Origin of the sequence: Sneathiella marina (genome assembly GCF_023746535.1) — a bacterium.
Classification (GTDB): domain Bacteria; phylum Pseudomonadota; class Alphaproteobacteria; order Sneathiellales; family Sneathiellaceae; genus Sneathiella; species Sneathiella marina.
In genome coordinates this window covers 2,327,688-2,348,218 of sequence record NZ_CP098747.1, presented here as the reverse complement: position 1 = coordinate 2,348,218, position 20,531 = coordinate 2,327,688, and the positions used below count along the sequence as shown (strand labels likewise).

Genomic DNA, 20,531 nt, shown 5'->3' with positions numbered 1-20,531 from the left:
CTTTAATATATTGTTGAGTGGGGAAGTATGACGGAAGCAATGGGAGCGGGGGATGCGCAAATAACGGGCGCAAGTGATACTCCCGGTCTTGATACAGGGTTGGCTTCCTTGGTGCTGATGCTAAAGTTTCTGGGGATTGCTGTTGATCCTGAACAGATCCGGCATCAATACTCAAAATCAGGTAACTCACTGACATCAAACGATATTTTACGCTGCGCGAAACATATGGATGTGAAGGCGCGGGCCATATCGACCAAATGGAAGCGGCTGTCCAAGCTGCATCTGCCGGCGATTGCCGAGAATAAACAGGGTGAATATGTAATTCTCGGTAAGGTAGGCGACAATGAGGTGCTCATTCAGGATCCTTTGCAAGGTCGCCCTTCTACTTTAAGTCGCGCCGAGTTTGAGGCGGCCTGGTCGGGTCGTCTGATCCTGCTGACAACGCGGGCACGGGAGGCGGGCGAGAACCGGCGCTTTGACTTTACCTGGTTTATTCCCTCCGTCGTGCGCTTCCGGCGGTTATTGATGGAGGTGCTGATCGCCTCTTTCTTTATTCAGCTTTTTGCGTTGATTACGCCCCTGTTCTTTCAGGTCATCATTGACAAGGTGCTGGTGCACAAGGCGCTCACCACACTTGACGTCCTTGTTTTCGGCTTGATCGCCGTGACTGTGTTCGAAGTATTGCTGACGGCCCTTCGCACCTATGTTCTTGCCCATACAACAAATCGTATTGATGTGGAACTGGGTGCAAAGCTGTTCCGGCATGTGCTGGCGTTGCCCATCGCGTATTTCCAATCACGACGGGTCGGTCTGACCGTGGCCCGGGTTCGGGAACTTGAAAGCATTCGGGAATTCCTCACCGGGCAGGCGTTGACGCTTGTCATGGATCTGTTGTTCGCCTTCGTCTTTCTGGCCGTGATGTATTACTACTCGCCCATTTTGACATATGTGGTGCTGGCGTCTTTCCCGTTTTACCTGGCGATTACTCTGGCGGTGACACCGATCCTGCGCAAGCGTTTGCTGGAGAAATTCGCCCGCGGTGCGGAGAACCAGGCGTTTCTTGTGGAGAGCGTTACCGGGGTAGAGACCGTCAAATCCATGGCGGTCGAGCCGCAGATGCAGCGCCGCTGGGAAGAGCAGCTGGCAGGGTATGTGGGGGCCGGCTTCCGGGTTAATTTCCTGGCCAATATCGGCAGTCAGGGTATTCATCTGGTCAACAAGGTAACGACGGCGCTCACTCTGTGGTTTGGTGCGCAAGCGGTGATCAATGGCGATATAACGGTAGGACAGTTTATTGCCTTTAACATGCTGGCGAACCGGCTGACCCAACCGATCCTGCGGCTTTCGCAGATGTGGCAGGACTTCCAGCAGGTGCGTGTCTCCGTGGAACGGTTGGGGGATATCATCAATACGCCGGCAGAGCCCACTTATCGGCCGGGGCGCGTCCAGCTTCCCGGCATTGAGGGCCGGGTTGAGTTTGATCATGTGGGCTTTCGATATCGCCATGACGGCCCTGAAATCGTTGCCGATCTGTCTCTGAATGTTGAGGCGGGAGAGGTCATTGGAATTGTCGGACGCTCCGGATCCGGCAAGAGCACGCTCGCCAAGCTGCTGCAGCGCTTGTACGTGCCGGAGCGGGGCCGGGTATTGATAGATGGCACCGATGTGGCCATGGTTGACCCCAGCTGGCTGCGGCGGCAGGTGGGTGTGGTGCCGCAGGAGAGTGTGTTGTTCAGCCGCTCCGTGCGGGACAATATTGCCCTCAGCGATCCAACCATCCCCATGGAGCGGGTAATTGCGGCGGCCAAACTCGCCGGTGCCCATGATTTTATCCTTGAACTGAATGAGGGCTATGATAGCGATATCGAGGAGCGGGGGCTTAACCTGTCGGGCGGTCAACGTCAGCGGATCGCCATTGCCCGCGCCCTGGTCACCTCGCCGCGGATCCTGATCTTTGATGAAGCGACCAGTGCGCTTGATGCGGAGAGTGAAGAGCTGATCCAGCAGAACATGGCGCATATCGTCAAGGGCCGGACCACCTTTATTATTGCCCATCGCATGTCGGCGTTAAGAATAGCGGATCGTATCATCTCCATGGAAAATGGCCGCATTGTCGAGGATGGACCGCCGCGAGAATTGCTGAAACAAAAAGGCCTGTTCCGCCACCTCTATGACAAGCAGCTGGGGGGCCTTGAAGATGTTTGAGGGCATCCGCCGCATCGCAACGGTTTGGCGAGAAGCCAAGAAGGCGGATGACGCCCGTATCAAGATCAAGCGTCAACGGCAAGATTACGAGTTCCTGCCTGCGGTGATCGAGGTCATGGAGACACCGGCCTCTCCCGTTGGGCGGACGGTTATGCTCAGCATTGGCGCCTTTTTGTTGATCGCAGCCTTGTGGGCGTGGTTTGGCAAGATCGATGTGGTTGCCTCGGCCAGCGGCAAGGTCATCCCGACGGACTATGTCAAATATATTCAGTCCTCTGAAATCGGTGTGGTCCGGGCAATCCATGTGCGCAATGGCCAGTCGGTCGGCAAAGGCGATGTCCTGATCGAGCTTGACCCGACAGACAGCAGCGCCGATCTGGATCGCCTCCGCCAGGAGCGCATGACATCCGCCCTGGAAATCGCCCGTCTTGTTGCCTTGCTTAATCCGAAGAGTGATCCGGCAAAGCTGTTTGTTCCGCCAAAAGGCGCAACGGCAGACCAGATCTCCCTGCAACGCCGTCGCATCGACAACGAGATCACCGAGGACAAGACCCGTATCAGCTACTACAAACAGGAAGGGGCCCGGCTGAAAGCCCAGCTCCGGGTGGCCGAAGCGCGTATTGAAAAACTCCGCACCACCTTGCCCTATATCGAGCAGCAGGTAGAAGCCATTGCCACCCTGGAAAAGAAGGGCTTTGCCTCCAAGCTCCGGCTGCTGGAATTGCAGCAAGTACAGGTTGAATCAGAGCAGGATATCGCGACGGAGCTTGCCGGCATGCATGAGGCTCGCTCTGCTATTAAAGCGAGTGCGCAGGAACTGGCCCGCGAAGAGGCGGAAATCCGCTCGAACCGGCTGGATGAACTGGTTGAGGCGGAGCGCCAAATGAAGGCTGTCACCCAGGAGCTTCTGAAGGCGGAACGCCGCAGTTCCCTCCGTCTTCTAACGGCACCGGTGGCCGGCACGGTCCAGCAATTGTCCATCCATACGGTGGGCGGGGTGGTCGAGGCGGCGAAGCCGCTGATGATCATTGTCCCCAAGGATAGCAAGCTGGAAGTGGAAGCAAAAGTCCTCAACCGCGATATCGGTTTTGTCAAGGTCGGACAGAACGCCGAGATCAAATTGGAAGCCTTTCCCTATACCAAATATGGGGTGATAAATGGCAGAGTTCTGCATATCTCAGGCGATGCCATTGCCGACGAACAGCTCGGCCTCGTCTATGACGCCCGCATCGAAATGAGCGCGGATGCGATCCAGGTGCAGGATAAAATGGTCAATCTCACCGCCGGTATGGCAACCACCGTCGAAGTTAAAACCGGTGACCGGCGCGTGCTCGAATATATCCTAACGCCGTTGCTCCGGTATAAAGCAGAAGCGTTGCGGGAACGGTGATGATGAGTAACCTAGAAATCCATGGAAATAAGATTAAGCTTCGGACTCAAAAAAAAGCTACAATTGTTCCATTATCTGGCGGAATTGACAGCGTCTATGTTCTTGAAAAGCTACTAAAGGAAACGGACGATATTATTCTTGCACATCATATTCATTTATTGAATCAGGATGGTCGGCACAAAGTTGAAGCCGAGCGATGCCGAAAGATTGTCGATTGGTGCAGGAAAGAATACCGCCCCTTCGAATATTCCGAATCTGCAATTGATCATCGTGGTCTTTATCGGAAAGGTTTTGATATTATCGCTGTGGCATTTGAGGTGGGTATCGTTGGCCGATCCTACGCCTCGAAATTTGAGCGCGTGGCGGATCGATGGATTTTTGGTCTCTGCATGGAAGAAGAACAGGATATTAACCGTCGTCCGCATATCATAAATGCTTGTGCTGCAAGTAGTTTTCCGTATCCTTCGCCCGAGCTGTTTCGCCTCCCCATAATCTCCAAATCAGAGCAGATGAGATATATGCATGAAGACCTTGTAGATTTATGCTGGACATGTCGCGAGCCAATCTGGCGGGATGACGGTGGCTTTGATGAGTGCGAAAAATGTCCATCTTGCGACCTTATGACCAATGCACGTGATCAGCTCAAGGCAATTCCTGAGGGTAAGCCAATTACCGTAACCAGTCTTGAGAATGTCTTTAGGTAGGCTGGAGGGAGCACTAAAATGAGTGACGTATCATCAAAAAAAACGCGCCGCCCCAGAATTGAAGTATCGGGCCAGAAAATCAAGTTGGACCGATCAAAAAGAACGTCGACACTCGTCATGCTATCTGGTGGTATTGATAGTGTTTATGTGCTGGCAAAGTTACTTAAAGAAACGGATGATATTGTTATTGCTCATCACGTACATATGGTGAATGACGAAGGGCGATTTAAGGCTGAAGCGGAGTGTTGTAAAAAGATTGTAAAGTGGTGCCGTGACAATCTTAGGGATTTTGGTTACTCAGAATCAGCTATTGACCATCGGGGTCTTTTCGCTATGGGTTTTGATATTATTGCGATCGGGTTTGAGGCCGGTATCATCAACCGCTGTTTCGAGGGCAAATTTGGCAAGGCTGTGGACCGATGGGTTACGGGTTGGTGCGCTGAGGAAAAGGCGGTGCCGGGACGAGCGCCTCATATTGAAGCTATCTGCGCCGCCAGTAGTTACCCTCTGTCGGCGCCAGAATATTTTCATCTGCCAGTTATCCCCAAGGCTGATCAAATCAGATACCTGCCCGACGACCTACTTGATCTCTGCTGGACGTGTCGTCGTCCAATTTGGAATGAAGACGGCAGCTTTGATGAATGCGGAATATGCATAACTTGTGAACTCATGAAAGACGTTCGGCAGGAGCTTGCTGATACACAGTAATACAACCAATTGTGGTTATAATTTTTTTCATATTAATAACATTATAGGTTGCGGCGCGCGAATTGTTATGGTTTTATAATCGCATAAGAAACCACGCGTGTAAGGGGCAATTGTTACACGGCGTCGGGCAAAGGGGGAGTTCTTTTTAAGGTCAAGTAAGCAGGCCATTTTCACAATTATTAATTGATCACGGCTCGCAGCAAAAGAGCCTTTGGTTGAGCGTTATTGTGGTTTCTCAAGCTTTCTCTGATCCTGTATCCTGACGTCTGGACGTGCCCATCGCACGATTTTGTATATGTCTTGTCAGGAACCCGTATGTCTAAGTCTCCCCGAAAACCTTCCGCCAAATCCAGTGGTGCAACTAAACAGGACGAGCTCGCAGCTGCCGCGAACGTCTTAAAAGACAATTCCAAAATTGATGAAGCTTCCCTTCGCGCCGCCGCGCAGGAAGCCGCTTCCAAGGCGGCCGAGGCCGCCGCGACCACCGCCGGTGCGCCGCTCGGCGGTAATCCAAATTTAGGTGCCGCCCCGGGTGCGGGAGCGGGCGCAAATGGACCGGGTGGGACCACGGGCGGGGATGGCGGCAAGAGCTTGCCGGTGTCCGCCGAAAAAGTCACCGCCTTTGGTGCCGCGGCGTGGTTGATGATGCATTCCAAGCCCCATAAGCATCTGTTTATCACCGATATGGAATGGGCAATCGAGCCGCCCATCTCGCTGAACCAATGTTACTTCTGGCATCGCGGCCATGTGCCCGTCGGCTTCGCCAGCTGGGCGTACCTCTCCGATGACGCAGAGGCCCGCATGCTAAAAGGTGTGCGCAAACTCGGCCCCGCCGACTGGAAGTCCGGCGACAACCTCTGGCTGATGGACCTGATCATCCCCTTCGGCGGCATGGCCGAAGCCGCCAAAGAACTGCGTGAAGGTGTCTTGAAGGGCAAGAAAGTAAAAAGCTTTCAACCCGCACCGGATGGCAGCGGTATGGCGGTAGTTGAGTGGTGAGCAGGAAATGAATTTCGGGCTGAGGAGAATTGTATTATCTGTGACACTGGTTTTTCTAGCAGCCATAGCTTGTTCACCCTCGGATTACGCATTTAAAGGTTCGGTCCCGACGTATGAAACAGAGGATGGCGAGCCTCTATATCGCCTTTCTGTCAATAATCCCGCCCTTTCAGCCGATGGCCGTTATATGGCCTTCGACTTTCATGAATTTGCCAGGGATGGACGCGAAACCCTCCGTACTCATCTCAAAATGGGGATATACGACCTTGAGAAACAATCAATTGAAATATTAGCGCCGCCTATAAAGGAACTTCAATGGCATTCACCGAGTTTCGATCGGAGCGGAAAAAAACTAACCTTTGTTGCGACATGTAACTTAAAGACTTGCCCCGAAGAAGCCATTCGAACGCATATCATGGTCATGGATCTAGAAACGAAACAGGTCGAACAGCTTACGAATAACAAACAGGAAATTTTCGGCTGGGCCTATAGTTATGGCTCCGTTGGGGCTTATCGCATTGAACGTCCATGGCTTTCCAGGTCGATTGTGCGTGGATATCCGGTTTTTTCAGCGGATGGGAGCCGCATCTACTATGTTGCCAATAGCGGTGCTTTCACCTCAAGTATTTATTGGTGGGCGATTAATAGAGATCATTGGCTTGGCTATCTTGATTTGAATGAGCCGATTCCACCGTTTAAAGTTAGGGATGATACGCTTTTATCAAACGATCATGATGCTGTGATTTTTGGAGGTGGCGGGCAAATTTCAACTCTAGATGATGGTCGATTATTATTTGGCGGTATAGACGGAAAAGGTAATAATTCTAAGTATGTGCGAGATATGCAAGCCTCCGCATTTACGTATGACAACAATTCAGATGAGTTATCTGTGTTTTTCGATAAAACAGATATTCCCTTAGATCCCAATCGGCCTAAGAGCCACTTGTATTCATTGCAGTCTATTTTTTCATCGTTTGACGGCACCGATATTGCCCTTATTCGGGGCGAAAGGGATATCGTCTCTGTGTGGCACGCTGGGGACTTTAAAGACATAGTGACTGCGAAACAGCTAAATCTTACGCGAATTCAGCATGTGGCAATTTCTGGCGACGGAAATACTGTCGCCATTATCCCTCCATACTCCTATCCGGTTACGGATATAGATGTGTTCTGGGTAGCAGATTTGACCCGCAATAAATTGAAATCTTTTCCTATACGATCCGTTCTTCGTAGAGCCATTGAGGCTCATCGACCACCAGAGAGGGTGTAGTTATGACAAATGCTTTTGAAGACTTAATTTCACGATACGGACTTTGGACGGGAAGCAACTATACCGCAGGAATCTCAGTTACCCTCAATGCGAACGGTGACGCTGAGCAACGGTCGCTTTCAATAGCAGAGTATCAGTTACAGGGTGTGGATGCTTGGGATAGCTATGTAACTAAATTTCATGACATAAATGAATATGTCGCGATGGATTTGTTTCGCGAGAAATTGGCGAATTCTGCTGGGTTGACTGCATTGACGGCACTAACAGGAGACCCTGGTAGTGAGGTATATTCCGCACAACTCCTAATGTCAGATCGTTCTATCGACTTTGATCAATTGCAGGCGGATTATTTTGATGGATTGTCCATCACAGAACAAACAGTGGCTGTTCAGGGTTATGTTGATTATCTGAACCATCTTGAACAATCGAACCTGCAATTCGGCGTCGATTCCATCAGCAATTCGATTAATGTTTTTGCGGACGGATTGGGGAACGGGATAAAGGCTGCGTTTCTGTTCGCTGGCGGCCAGCATCTTTTTCTGGATGAGAACGCGAGAATATCCGCCAAAAAAACTGCAGTATTAAATGCTTACTCGCATCTCGACATTGACGCTGGTTCACAAGAATACATTAATGAAAATTTATTGACTTTAAGCAATTCATTTGTGAAGACCTCGCAAGGCAAGATCGACATAAACACCGGATCACGAGATGGCAGCGAGGCGGTAATTTTCTATTCTCACCTAGAAATGACCTATCTCAATCAACAGCAGGCGGCAATAACAGTGTCGACCGCCAATACCAATAATCACGAGGGGCGGCCGAATGATCCCGATGCCATACTGAAGTCTGTTGGTGCAAGCGTTATAGAAGTAGATCCTACGATAATAATCAATAATTCCTATGAGGAGTTCTTCGATATACAAGTTGTTTCACCTTTTGCGGCTATCCCTGATGGATATCATTTGGAAGAGGAAAGCTATAGCTCTTACTCAGACGAATTTGTTTTAGCGGATAATTTTAATTTCGAACAATTAGCGATATTTGATCCTCAAGCTGCTCTGGAATATGTGTATAACGAACTTCGATCCAATAAAACAATATCAGACTTGATTGATCAGGGGGTGGGTTTCGGATATGCGGTAGATGCCGCTTCGGTCGTTATCCAAAACGGTCAGATGACGATAGAGCAGCTGAAGCAACAGGCCTCTAATGCCATCGAAAACGATAAAGTAACTGCTGAAGAGCTGGAAAAATTACCTGGAATTTTACTTGAAGAGCTGGATGTAGGGGTGGTTGACGGCCAGCCTGTCAAACGGCTTGGCGCTGTTCGGTTAGGTGGCGCTATCGGTTCATCAATAGGAAGTAACCTCGCTGCGCAGTTTGCGGGTGACAAATTGGCTATTAGAATAGCCGCGACGTCTGTTGGAAGTGCTCTTGGCAAGGAAATTGGCCAATCAATAGCAGGCGGTGAATATGAATTTGATTTTAAGAACCTGGGTAAGGGAATTGTTACAAATACTTTTTCAAGCATCGGAAGTCTGATAGCAACTGCTTTATTTGATGAGTTATTTGGTCTCGAAGGACCTGTAGGTGATATTGCGTCCATTGTAGTTGGTGCAATTGGTGCAGAAGCAGGGGCGTATGCTTACGCAACTATATTCGCAGAAAGCAGTTCGGCAGCTGCAGGTGGAGCATCCGCCGGCGTAACCTTCGACTGGTCAAACGTTAGTGGCGGTTTCTGGAATGCAATTGGTGCGTATATCGGCAGCGCTTACGGCCGAGGAATAGCAGGCGATGGCAGTACTTTTGGAGGTAATCCGCAAGGTCAGCAAATTGGCGGGGCAATCGGAGGCGCCATTGGTGGATACCTCTACGGACCTTTTGGTGCTTTTTGGGGGGCCGCGATTGGGACAGTACTTGGCGGGGCATTCGGCGGTGATCCAGAGATACCAATAGCGGTAAGTTCTGTTGAACTCGGTTTTAGACTTGATGCACAAGGATTTTTTGTCGCTGATGCCTCTGCCGATAATGGGGGCAGCGTTACTGTTGCACGTAATATTGGTCAGGCGGGCTCGAACGCTTTGAACGCACTCCTTAGTGCCGTTGGAGGACGGGCGCTTGATTTCAACAAGACCATTGGTTTTGGCTATGTAGGCAACCAGTATGTTGGTTCGGGAGGGCTAAAGTTCGGCTCTGTCCAGGCGCTTCTTGATGCCGAGGTTACCGGTGTCTTCAAGGAAATCCAGATTGAAGGCGGCGATTTATATATGAAGCGTGCACTCGCCAATACAACGGCGAGTAATATTGATGACTTATCTGCGGATCTTGAGATTGCCGTGCGTTATGGCCAGTTTATGGATAATCAGGTGCTCTTCCTCGAAGAGCTCGCCGACTGGGAAGTTGATGACTGGAACGCGACTTTGATCACTGCCACGGACGTTCTTAATCTTGATGATGTACATGCCTCCGATACATATATGCGAGATGGCAATTTTGGGTATGACATTTATGTCGAGAGGAAAAAGTGGGTAGCAACATCCGAGTTTATTGGTTCCGGCGACGACAATCGGTACATTGAAGCAGGGTGGAAGGTCGTCATTGATGCTGAGGCGGTTAGCGCCTATCGCGAACTTAATATCGACGGTAAGGATATTTTGGTCATTGAGTTGGGTATTTATTCTTCTGACCTGAATTTTAGCCTAAGTGGCGATGATCTAACAATTACAGTTCTTAACCCGACCCCACCTGTGGGAGATGTCGCTGATTATACTGAGAAGTTTTTGATCAAAGATTGGGTTGTTACCTGGAACCAGGTGGATACGCTTCGGTTCTTGAGTGGTCAGGAATTTGATGTCACAACAGTACTCGCCTTGGAAAATGGCGAGAATACTGATCTGAGTGCGGTTGCGACGGATGTTTTCTCCTCTGCCACTGCGCCGATCTTTTATGAGCAAACAGCCGAAAGCCCGGGGGTACTGATTGAAGGTACTTCGGCGTCTGATCCGTTGAACGGATCCGCGTCGACCGAAGACACCTTGATGGGGGGAGGTGGCGATGACGTATACAGCTATGGCTCTAGTCATGGTGATGACCTGATTTTTGATACCCGCTGGGATCAAGTGCAAGAGCAAGTAGACGTAGAATATTGGGGTACCGTTGCGGATCAGATAACGCGAACGACAATTGCCTACGGCGGACCTGGCGATGAAGATGTTGTCACCGAAACTGTATTCAACGGTAACATAGATGCGCTGACTACAGAAACCGAAACATTCGCGTCCTATGTTGAGGTGGATGCAGGTACTGCGGACAAGGTGTTGTTTGAGGCGGGTGTTCTGGCAGAGCATGTGTCTTTCAGCCTGATCGGCAATGATCTGATTGTGACGGTTGGAAACTCCGTTGATGACGAGACAAGTACGCTGACCATTCGCGATTGGGGTGAAGAGAAAAACCGGATCGAGAGTTTTGAATTTACAGAGGCGGGTCAGGGGCCGTTTTCAGTCGATGACGTCTTGACGTTGCTGGCGCAAGGCGGTGGGGATAACAGTATTTTTGCCCTTGATCTGGGTCGTAATGGCCTGGAACTGGTGTCGCAGGAAGACAGCGGCATCCTTTTTGATATGGATAATGACGGGTTCAGGGAGCAAACGGGCTGGGTTGCTGCAACTGACGGTATTCTGGTGTTGGACCGCAACGATGATGGCAAAATTGATAATATAACCGAGATGTTCTCCGCCTATTACGATCTTACGGGCCTGAACGGCGCTGCTTGGTCGCTTGCCAGCCTAGACACTGTTAGCGACGGGGTATTCAATAGTTTGGACGCCGAGTTTGAAAATGTCCGCGTCTGGACAGACCTCAACCAGGATGGGATTACGGATATCGGCGAGCTCAAAAGCTTGCATCGTCACGGCATCACAGAAATAGATCTTGAAGGCGCCTATGGCAGCCGCTTTATGGCGGGGAATGAAGTTGTCGCCTATAGCGAGCTTACGCAAATCGGCGAGACTACGAATGCGAGCGGAGCGGCCTACGGGGTTTATCTAGATTACGGCTATGGCATGAAGCTGGACGAGACCATCGATGGGATCAGTGCCGGTTGGTCGCGCTTTGCGTTTGAAGGCAAGGATAATGTGCTCTTCACCAATGATGACTATAATTATCTTGGCGAAAGCCTTGTGATGACCGCCGATCTTGGCGGGTTTGTGACAGGTGGATTTGCGGATGACACGCTGTCTGTTGATGCCGCAGAAACACAGGGCTTTATGATCAACGGGGATGAAGGCGACGATCATATTACTGGTGGCGTCGGGAATGATACCCTGACCGGTGGAGATGGCGCGGATACGCTGCTCGGTGGCGATGGTGATGACTTGCTGAATATCGACGCTGATGATCTGGCAACAGGCCAGATAGATGCAGGTGCCGGCGACGATTTGATCTTGTATGAGGGGGATGAAGATCTCGATCTCGATATCTCGACGTATCAGGCGGAAGGGTTTGTTGGTGGCGGCGGAAATGACGACATTTATACGACTTCGGCAACGGATGCGGCGCTCTCCGGCGGTGCAGGTGATGACACACTGACTGGCGGTGCAGGCGACGATCAGCTTATTGGTGAAACAGGCGATGATCATCTGGTTGGCGGTATCGGTAATGACGTTCTGCAAGGCGGAGCAGGGGTAGATGTCCTTCACGGCGGAATAGGGGATGATACCCTTTATATTGATGTCGAAGATGACCTTGCTGGTATAGATGCAGGTGCCGGTACGGATACCATTATCATCGAAGGTATCGATGGCATTGATCTTGATGTGGATAGCGTAAACGCGGAGATTGCCATTGGTGGTTATGGCGACGATACCTTGTCGACAACCGGTGCGGCTGGTGTAGAGCTTTATGGCGGTGCCGGGAATGATACACTCATCAGTGGTGCTGGCGCCGATCTTCTGGATGGCAATACAGGTCAGGATACGGCAAGTTACGTGAGTTCCGATGCTGCCCTCACCGTCGATCTTGCTGCGGGCACTGTATCTGGTGGATACGGAGCCGGGGACACTCTGACAAGTGTTGAAAATATTATCGGCTCAGTATATGCCGATGACATTCTGGGTGATGAAAACGACAACCGGCTTGAAGGCGGCGCGGGAGCGGATACCCTTGACGGTGGCGATGGCATTGATACAGCTTCTTATGCGGGCTCAGCCACAGCTGTTTCCATTGATTTGGGAAATGCGACGGCAAGCGGCGGCGATGCGGCGGGCGATGTTCTTCTCAATACGGAAAACCTGATCGGCTCTGAATTTGCGGATACGCTGACGGGTGATGCAGGTGATAACGCCATCGCCGGTGAAAGTGGAGATGATCTGCTGAGCGGTGGTGCCGGCGATGATGGCCTGTTTGGCGGTGCCGGTGCAGACACGTTGCTGGGCGGTGACAACGACGATTTGTTGGAAGGCGGTGAGGGAGCCGACAGCCTTGATGGTGGTTTGGGCGTAAATACCCTATCCTATGTTGGGTCATCAGAAGCAGTAGATGTCAATCTGCAGGCGAATACAGCCTCCGGTGGTGATGCGAGCGGCGATACTATTAGCAACTTCTCCAATATTATCGGCTCTGCTCATGATGATACTTTGACCGGCGCTGATGATACTCTTTCCGGCAATGTGTTAAGCGGCGGCGGGGGAGATGATTTGATCTCAGGTGGCAGCGGACCTGATACGCTGGATGGCGGGACGGGTACGGATACGGTCAGTTTTGCAAACGAAGCGTCTGCGGTTGATGTTTCCCTTGCGGATGAGCAGGCGACAGACGGTAACGGCCAGATATCAGAGCTGTATAATTTTGAGAAAGTTATTGGCTCCGACCATGACGACACGCTGACCGGATCGGATGGCAATGATATTCTGGAAGGTGGCCTGGGAGCTGATATTCTCGACGGCGGGATCGGCGCGGATGCTGCGTCTTATGAAACATCGACCGCTGCTGTTGCGATCGATCTTGCCGCAGGTACAGCCAGCGGCGGCCATGCGGCCGGCGATACCCTCACAAATATTGAAAGTATTATCGGTTCCGATTACGGCGATACCCTGACAGGTGACGATAATAGTAATGAATTCGCGGCTGGCCAGGGCAATGACAGTGTTGATGGCGGATTAGGGGAAGACATACTCGATGGTGATATCGGCGATGATACGCTTCATGGTGGCGACAATAATGATCTAATTCTGGGCGGTGATGGTACCGATGAAATATACGGCGATCATGGCGATGATACGCTGATCGGTGGTATCGGGGATGACCTTCTGTATGGTGGTCTTGGCGGTGATATGTTCTTTGGCGGAACAGGTGTGGATACGGTTTACGGTGGCGACGGTGTTGACATCGTCGATTATTCCGCCATTGCCCAGATCGAAGAAGATGAAATTGGCGAGAATACCTACAGCCTAAACGTCGATTTGGCTGCAGGCACAGCAGCGCTCTCTGGTTATTACAATTTTACAGACAGTCTGGATCATGTTGAGGGTATAATCGCGAGCGATGGCAATGATACGCTTCTAGGTGATCAGTGGGACAATGTTTTTGAAGGTGGCGCCGGTGATGACTCGATTGAAGGATACTCCGGAGACGATAACCTGAGCGGTGGCGACGGATTTGACACGCTGATCGCAGGTGACGGGGATGATACCGTTGGTGGTGGCGAAGGTGACGATATAATCGACGGTGGTGACGGAGACGATATCCTGGAAGGCGGTAACGGCTATAACCTGCTGACAGGCGGTGCCGGCGATGATGTTTTGACGGCCGGTGCGGACAATGATGTTCTTGACGGTGGTGCGGGAGAAGATCAGCTTATCGGCGGCGGTGGCGATGATACTCTCAAAGGCGGAGGTGGTAATGATTCCTACTTCCTCTCTGTTGGATCGGGTTCGGATGTTCTTCTCGAAGAATATATGGGACCGAGCCCTGAAGTCGTGAGAAATTTTTCCTATGCTAAAGTTACCGGTTTTGCACCTACTTATATTCAGGACGGCGAGCAATTCTTTATTGATTGGAAGCCAAAAAGATCGGTTGCTTCCGAGCCTGTTACGATACCTGCAGGTGTGAGAACGGTTGTTTCAGATGCCGGAACCGAAGACGTGCTTTACGTTGGGTCGAATCTCGATATCGACGATTTAAAAATTGTACTTGATGGCGACAATCTGATTATTGGCATAATTGATCCTCGAATTCCAAACCAGCCGATAAATGAATTTTCTGACAGAGCGGTATTGAAAAACTGGACTGATGATTTTAGTCGGATAGAAAAGCTTCGATTTGAAGACGGGACTGAAATCGATCTGGAGAGCCGTCTGATTGCGGGAGAAGTTGCGGATACAGACGACGCTGTGACTATACTAGATGAGCATTTGTTCGCCGCACTTGGCAATGGAGATGATATTTATTCTGTTGCCCATAATTCGGGTCAAAAAGTTATTTTTGACGATGCGTGGATTAACCAACTGGGCACTGGTTTTGATTCAAAAACTTATGGCACATATGCAGCGTCTTATAATGCTGAAGGTGATCTTATAGGTTGGTATCCCCAGAGTAAGCCAATCGACGATTATTATAACACGGAAGAATTGATTCAGCTGGATGCCGGACAAGATATTTTGAATATCACCGGCGGGGTTAGCATCAATGACTTGTCTTTTGAGTTTGTCAGTGATGGCCTGGTTATTGGAATTGGGACAAGGCTGCCGGGCCAATCTGTATCCGAAATGGAAAATCGCGTTCTGCTTAAAGACTGGATGAATGATAATAACAAAATTGAGAAACTGCAGTTTGACGGCGCCAATGAAATCCTGATTAGTAGTGTTGTCTCGGATATCATAGGCAGCGCAGGAGATAACGATCTGGCCGGTACTGCCGACAGCGATTATATATCGGGTGGGGATGGAAATGATACGCTCGAGGGCAGTGGAGAATCTGACTTCTTAGCAGGTGGAAGTGGTAATGATATATATCGTTTCGGCATAGGGGACGGCGCGGATCAACTTTTTGATGACTATTGGATTGAGCAAACCGCCGTCAGTTATGACAGTCACGAATATACGGCTTCACAACTCATAGGAACAGATAATGATGGGAGCACTTATTACAATGAAGACCAAGAAATAGAAGAGGAGCTTCATACGACCAAATTGACACAGCAAGATGCGGGCGATGACAGAATACTATTCGGCAGTGGCATCACGCTCAGCGATCTTCTTTTTAAGCTCGATGGCGAAAACCTGATTATCGGTCTGCGTGATGCGAGCAACCCTGATGCTTCAGCTGATGAAGTTGATGACAGAATTATTATCCGCGATTGGCAGAATGAAATGAACCGGGTGGAAACATTGGAATTTTCTGATGGTTCCGAAGTAGATATATTGGCCACTGTTTTTGCGGATATTCCGGGGAAGGTTGTCATGGGCAAAGACTCAATTGCCAGTGGTCAGCTTACTGGTTTGAATGAGTATTTGATGACTGCCGAGACATCATTCAGGGCCAGTTCAAATCCGGCGCATGGCACTCTAATTGTCAACGTCGATGGCAGCTATGTTTATACGCCTGAGTCAGGATATGTAGGAATAGATAGTTTCTCTTATGAAGCTACCAATGCCGATGGATCGGCTCAGACTGCTACCGTGGCGATCGATGTTTTTGATACGATAAATCATGTGGCGACAGGATCAACCGGTAACGACGTGCTGAATGGGCATACCGGTAATGATGATCTCTCCGGCGGTGACGGTGCAGATGTTCTTATGGGCGGTGAGGGCGACGATACGCTTGACGGTGGAGATGGGGTCGATATCGTCCGATATAACGGCGCGCGGACCGACTATGATATCTCGGAAGATACTTTGAGCGGTGACTGGACGGTAACCCATTTGAACAACGGATTGGATGGCATTGATACCATTCGAAATATTGAAGAACTCGAATTTTCTGACGGATCCTATTCTATCGTTGGAAATACAGCCCCGGTTATCGCAGAGGGCCTATCGAACCAGTATGGATCTGCCGACGAATTTTTTAGTTTTGCTATCCCTGTTGATGCGTTTGCGGATGAAGATATTGGGGATGTTCTGAGTTATACGGCAACCTTGGCCGATGGCAGTGCTCTGCCGGGCTGGTTGAGCTTAACCGGAACCTCTTTCTCAGGTACACCTGCGAATGGTGATGTGGGCAGTGTGTCTGTTAAGGTGACGGCAACGGATACGAGTGGGGAGAGTATTGACACCAGCTTTGATGTTAATGTTGCCGCGGGCAATCAGTCTCCGACGACGGCTGGCGGGACGATTTCACTGCCGGTGAATGGGGCGGCAACGGGCCAGCTTCATGCCAGCGATGCGGAGACAGCGTCTTCGAGTTTGATTTATAGCCTGGGGACGGCTGCGGCCAATGGTGTGGCGGTCATAAATGCGGATGGAAGTTATACTTATACCCCGACAGCAAGCTACAGCGGGGCGGACAGCTTTACCTATACGGTTGCAGATGGTAATGGCGGAACGGTGACGGGGACCATTACGGTGGATATCTATCAGGGCGGCAGCGCCCAGTCGGAGAGCGACCTGCTGGCGGAAGCGGCAACGAACTTTGGCAGTGGAGTGGTCAATCTGGGTCGGGATCCCGGTTACTTCAATATGACGGATATGACTTTCAGTATGACGTTTGAACTTGATGACCTGACGACCAGTAGTCAGAGGATCTTTAATAATCATACCAATTTTATGATTGGCGTATCCAGCAACGATTTGAGCATGTATATCTCTGATGACAATGGAGACTTGCAGTGGCTGCCTGACATTAGTAACGTCTTCACACAAACGGGCTGGCAGGATGTGCAGGTTGTTCTGGACGGTGCGGCCCAGACCATGGAGATCTGGGTTAACGGTGTGAATGTTCATACTTATACCAATACAAATTATGCCATCCCGGATGTAGAATCCTGGGATGTTACAGCGGGCGGTACAGCTTGGGGGCATGAGATTAGTGGTCGTGTGGCGGACGTGACGGTTCTGAATTCTGTTCAGACCATTGACGGAACGCAGACGATTTATGAACGGATGGTGGCATTGGATGCCCTTGATACCCTGGTGCCATTGCAGGCGGCCAGTGGCGGCCTGGCGGATCAGACACTGACCGGGACGGCGGGCTATGATAACCTTGTGGGTTCCACCGGCGATGATACCCTCACCGGCGGTGCGGGGGATGATACATTGGTTGGTGGTGAGGGTTTGGATACGGCAATCTTTTCTGGCAATCAGTCTGAATATAGCATTGTGGAAGACACGCAATCGGGTGACTGGACGGTGACCCATCTTAATGACGGAGTCGATGGCACGGATATTGTTCGGGAAATAGAATTGTTTGAATTTGCCGATGGGGTGTTTGACCCGACAGCGGTCACCAACACGGCTCCGACGGTTGATGCGGGGATTGCGGGGCAGGCGGCGACGGAAGATGCGGCCTTCTCGTTTGCAATTCCGGCTGATGCATTTGCCGATGCGGATGTTGGCGATGTGCTGACATTTACGGCAACCCTTGCTGATGGCAGTGACTTGCCGAGCTGGTTGACACTTGTTGGAACGTCTTTCTCAGGCACTCCCACGAATGGTGATGTGGGTGCCTTGTCGGTTAAAGTGACGGCGACGGATACGAGCGGTGCCAGTATAGAGACGACTTTTGCCCTTGCTATCGGCAATACCAATGATGCGCCGACGGTTGATGCAGGGATTGCAGCTCAGGCAGCGACTGAAGATGCGGCCTTCACCTTTGCTATCCCGGTTGATGCGTTTGCGGATGAAGATATCGGGGATGTTTTGAGTTATGCGGCAACCTTGGCCGATGGCAGTGCATTACCGTCTTGGTTGACATTTGACGGAACCTCTTTCTCGGGCACACCGGCGAATGGGGATGCGGGCATTGTTTCCGTCAAGGTGACGGCAACGGATGGTTCTGGGGCCAGTATTGACACCAGCTTTGATGTTAATGTTGCCACAGGCAACCAATCCCCGACGACATCAGGCGGAACGATTTCGCTGCCGGTGAATGGGGCGGCAACGGGCCAGCTTCATGCCAGCGATGCGGAGACGGCATCAGCCAGTTTGACATATAGCCTGGGGACGGCTGCGGCCAATGGTGTGGCGGTCATAAATGCGGATGGAAGTTATACTTATACCCCGACAGCAAGCTACAGCGGGGCGGACGGCTTTACCTATACGGTTGCAGATGGTAATGGCGGAACGGTGACGGGGACCATTACGGTGGATGTCTATCAGGGCGGCAGCGCCCCGTCGGAGAGTGCGTTACTGGCGGAAGCGGCAACGAACTTTGGCAGCGGCGTGGTCAATCTGGGTCGGGATCCCGGCTTCTTTAATCTGACGGATATGACATTTAGTGCAACGTTCGAACTTAATGATCTGGTGACAACGGGTCAGAGGGTTTTTAATAATCATACCAATTTCCTGGTCGGTGTTTCGAACGACGATATGTATGTGTACATATCTGACGATAACAATGACATGCAGTTTTTACCAACCATTCAAAATGTCTTCACTCAGGCGGGGTGGCAGGATATCCAGGTTGTTCTGGACGGGACAGCCCAGACAATGGAGGTCTGGGTTAATGGTGCGAATGTCCACACCTATACCAATACCAACTACGCTATTCCAGATGTGGAAACATGGGATATCACTGCAGGCGGTACAGCTTGGGGGAATGAGCTCAATGGTCGTGTCGCGGATGTGACGGTTCTGAATAGCGTGCAGACCATTGACGGCTCGCAGACGATCTATGAGCGGATGGTGGCATTGGATGCCCTTGATACCTTGGTGCCCTTGCAGACGGAAGCGGATTTGCTGGCGGAAGCGGCAACGAACTTTGGCAGCGGCATGGTCAATCTGGGTCGGGATCCCGGCTTCTTCAATCTGACGGATATGACATTTAGTGCAACGTTCGAACTTAATGATCTGGTGACAACGGGTCAGAGGGTTTTTAATAATCACACAAAGATGTCATTACATATATCACAAGATGATCTTCGGGTTCGTGTTGAGGATGTGAATGGTGTTGAACAGGATTTCTGGGTTTATGATGTATTCACGGTTGCTGGCTGGCAAGATGTCCAGGTTGTCCTGGATAGTACCGCTCAGACCATTGATATTTGGGTGAATGGTGTTGTTGTGCGCAGTGATGTGAATACAAATCTGCAGATCAGTGATGTTGGCAATTGGGATCTAGCCGCTGGTGGATCCCAATTTGGTGGCTTGTTGTTAAATGGTCGTGTGGCGGATGTGACGATTCTGAACAGCGTCCAGACCATTGACGGCTCGCAGACGATTTATGAACGGATGGTGGCACTGGATGCCCTTGATACCTTGGTGCCGCTGCAGGCGGCCAGTGGTGGCTTGGCGGATCAGACACTGACCGGGACGGCGGGCCATGACAACCTTGTGGGCTCCACCGGTGATGATACCCTCACCGGCGCGGCAGGAGATGACACTCTGACCGGCGGCGATGGCGCCGATACTTATGAATTCACCCGGGGAGATGGACAAGATACCATCATCGATACATCAGCAGACGGCGCCTCCGACACCCTTGTCCTTGATACGGGTATCGATCATGACCAGCTGTGGTTTGAGCAGACCGGCGACGACTTGCTGATCTCGGTGATTGGCACCAGCGATCAGATCACTGTTGAAAACTGGTATGCTTCTGCGGACAACAAGATCGAGAATATTGAAACCGGCGATGGCAAGGTCGCAGATTTCAGCGGCGTTGAAGCGCTCGTCTCGGCAATGGCCAGCTTCTCACCGCCGGGCGGCGCAGCAACGGACCTCTCCGATCCCGCCTATGATCCATTGGATAGCGTTTTGACGACGAACTGGCAAGCTGGCATTTAAAAGTAAGTGGTGCGTTGAAGGACGGATGGAAGGGACCTTAAAAAGGATCTAAAATTCACATGAGGGAGCTCAACGTCCTCATTGATGGAAGAAGTTGAGCTCCAAATAGAAGGGATGCGCACTTTTGCTGCTGCATGTGCGGCGGATTGTGATTATCGGTGTTAACGGTAATTCCCGACAATGTCTTTGGTAGCCTGAAACGCAAAAGTAATCGTCTGAACGCAAACGATCAGTTGATATTGAAAAATTAGCCATGATTCCTTTGAATCAAATTAACTGTAAATTTGATTTTTTCTGATCCAATGAGAACA

The 20,531-nt window shown here is 50.8% G+C and carries 7 protein-coding genes; all 7 read left to right on the top strand.

Annotation, left to right across the window (positions count from 1 at the left end; all coding sequences use genetic code 11):
- Window positions 1-39: 39 nt before the first annotated feature.
- The 7 genes from NBZ79_RS11170 (at window position 40) to NBZ79_RS19590 (ending at window position 20,220) form a co-directional block, all read left to right on the top strand.
- A complete protein-coding gene (locus NBZ79_RS11170; protein ID WP_251938071.1) occupies window positions 40-2,205 on the top strand; it encodes a type I secretion system permease/ATPase in 2,166 nt (721 codons plus the stop codon).
- Window positions 2,171-3,595 carry an HlyD family type I secretion periplasmic adaptor subunit gene (locus NBZ79_RS11165; RefSeq protein ID WP_251932507.1) on the top strand — a complete coding sequence of 475 codons (1,425 nt, stop codon included), beginning with the start codon at window positions 2,171-2,173 and terminating at the stop codon, window positions 3,593-3,595. Before NBZ79_RS11170 ends, NBZ79_RS11165 begins: the two co-directional genes overlap by 35 nt.
- Window positions 3,595-4,299 (top strand): hypothetical protein, encoded by a 705-nt coding sequence (locus tag NBZ79_RS11160; RefSeq protein ID WP_251932506.1) that lies wholly within the window; start codon window positions 3,595-3,597, stop codon window positions 4,297-4,299. The genes NBZ79_RS11165 and NBZ79_RS11160 overlap by 1 nt, the downstream gene beginning before the upstream one ends.
- 18 nt (window positions 4,300-4,317) lie before the next feature.
- Window positions 4,318-5,007: a hypothetical protein gene (locus NBZ79_RS11155; protein WP_251932505.1), complete on the top strand. Its 690-nt coding sequence runs from the start codon at window positions 4,318-4,320 to the stop codon at window positions 5,005-5,007.
- Window positions 5,008-5,322: 315 nt separating this feature from the next.
- Window positions 5,323-6,006, top strand: a complete 684-nt coding sequence (locus NBZ79_RS11150) for a toxin-activating lysine-acyltransferase (RefSeq protein ID WP_251932504.1) — start codon at window positions 5,323-5,325, stop codon at window positions 6,004-6,006.
- Window positions 5,996-7,276: a TolB-like translocation protein gene (locus NBZ79_RS11145; RefSeq protein ID WP_251932503.1), complete on the top strand. Its 1,281-nt coding sequence runs from the start codon at window positions 5,996-5,998 to the stop codon at window positions 7,274-7,276. Before NBZ79_RS11150 ends, NBZ79_RS11145 begins: the two co-directional genes overlap by 11 nt.
- Window positions 7,277-7,278: 2 nt before the next feature.
- Window positions 7,279-20,220: a tandem-95 repeat protein gene (locus tag NBZ79_RS19590; RefSeq protein ID WP_274706750.1), complete on the top strand. Its 12,942-nt coding sequence runs from the start codon at window positions 7,279-7,281 to the stop codon at window positions 20,218-20,220.
- The last annotated feature ends 311 nt before the right edge of the window (window positions 20,221-20,531 follow it).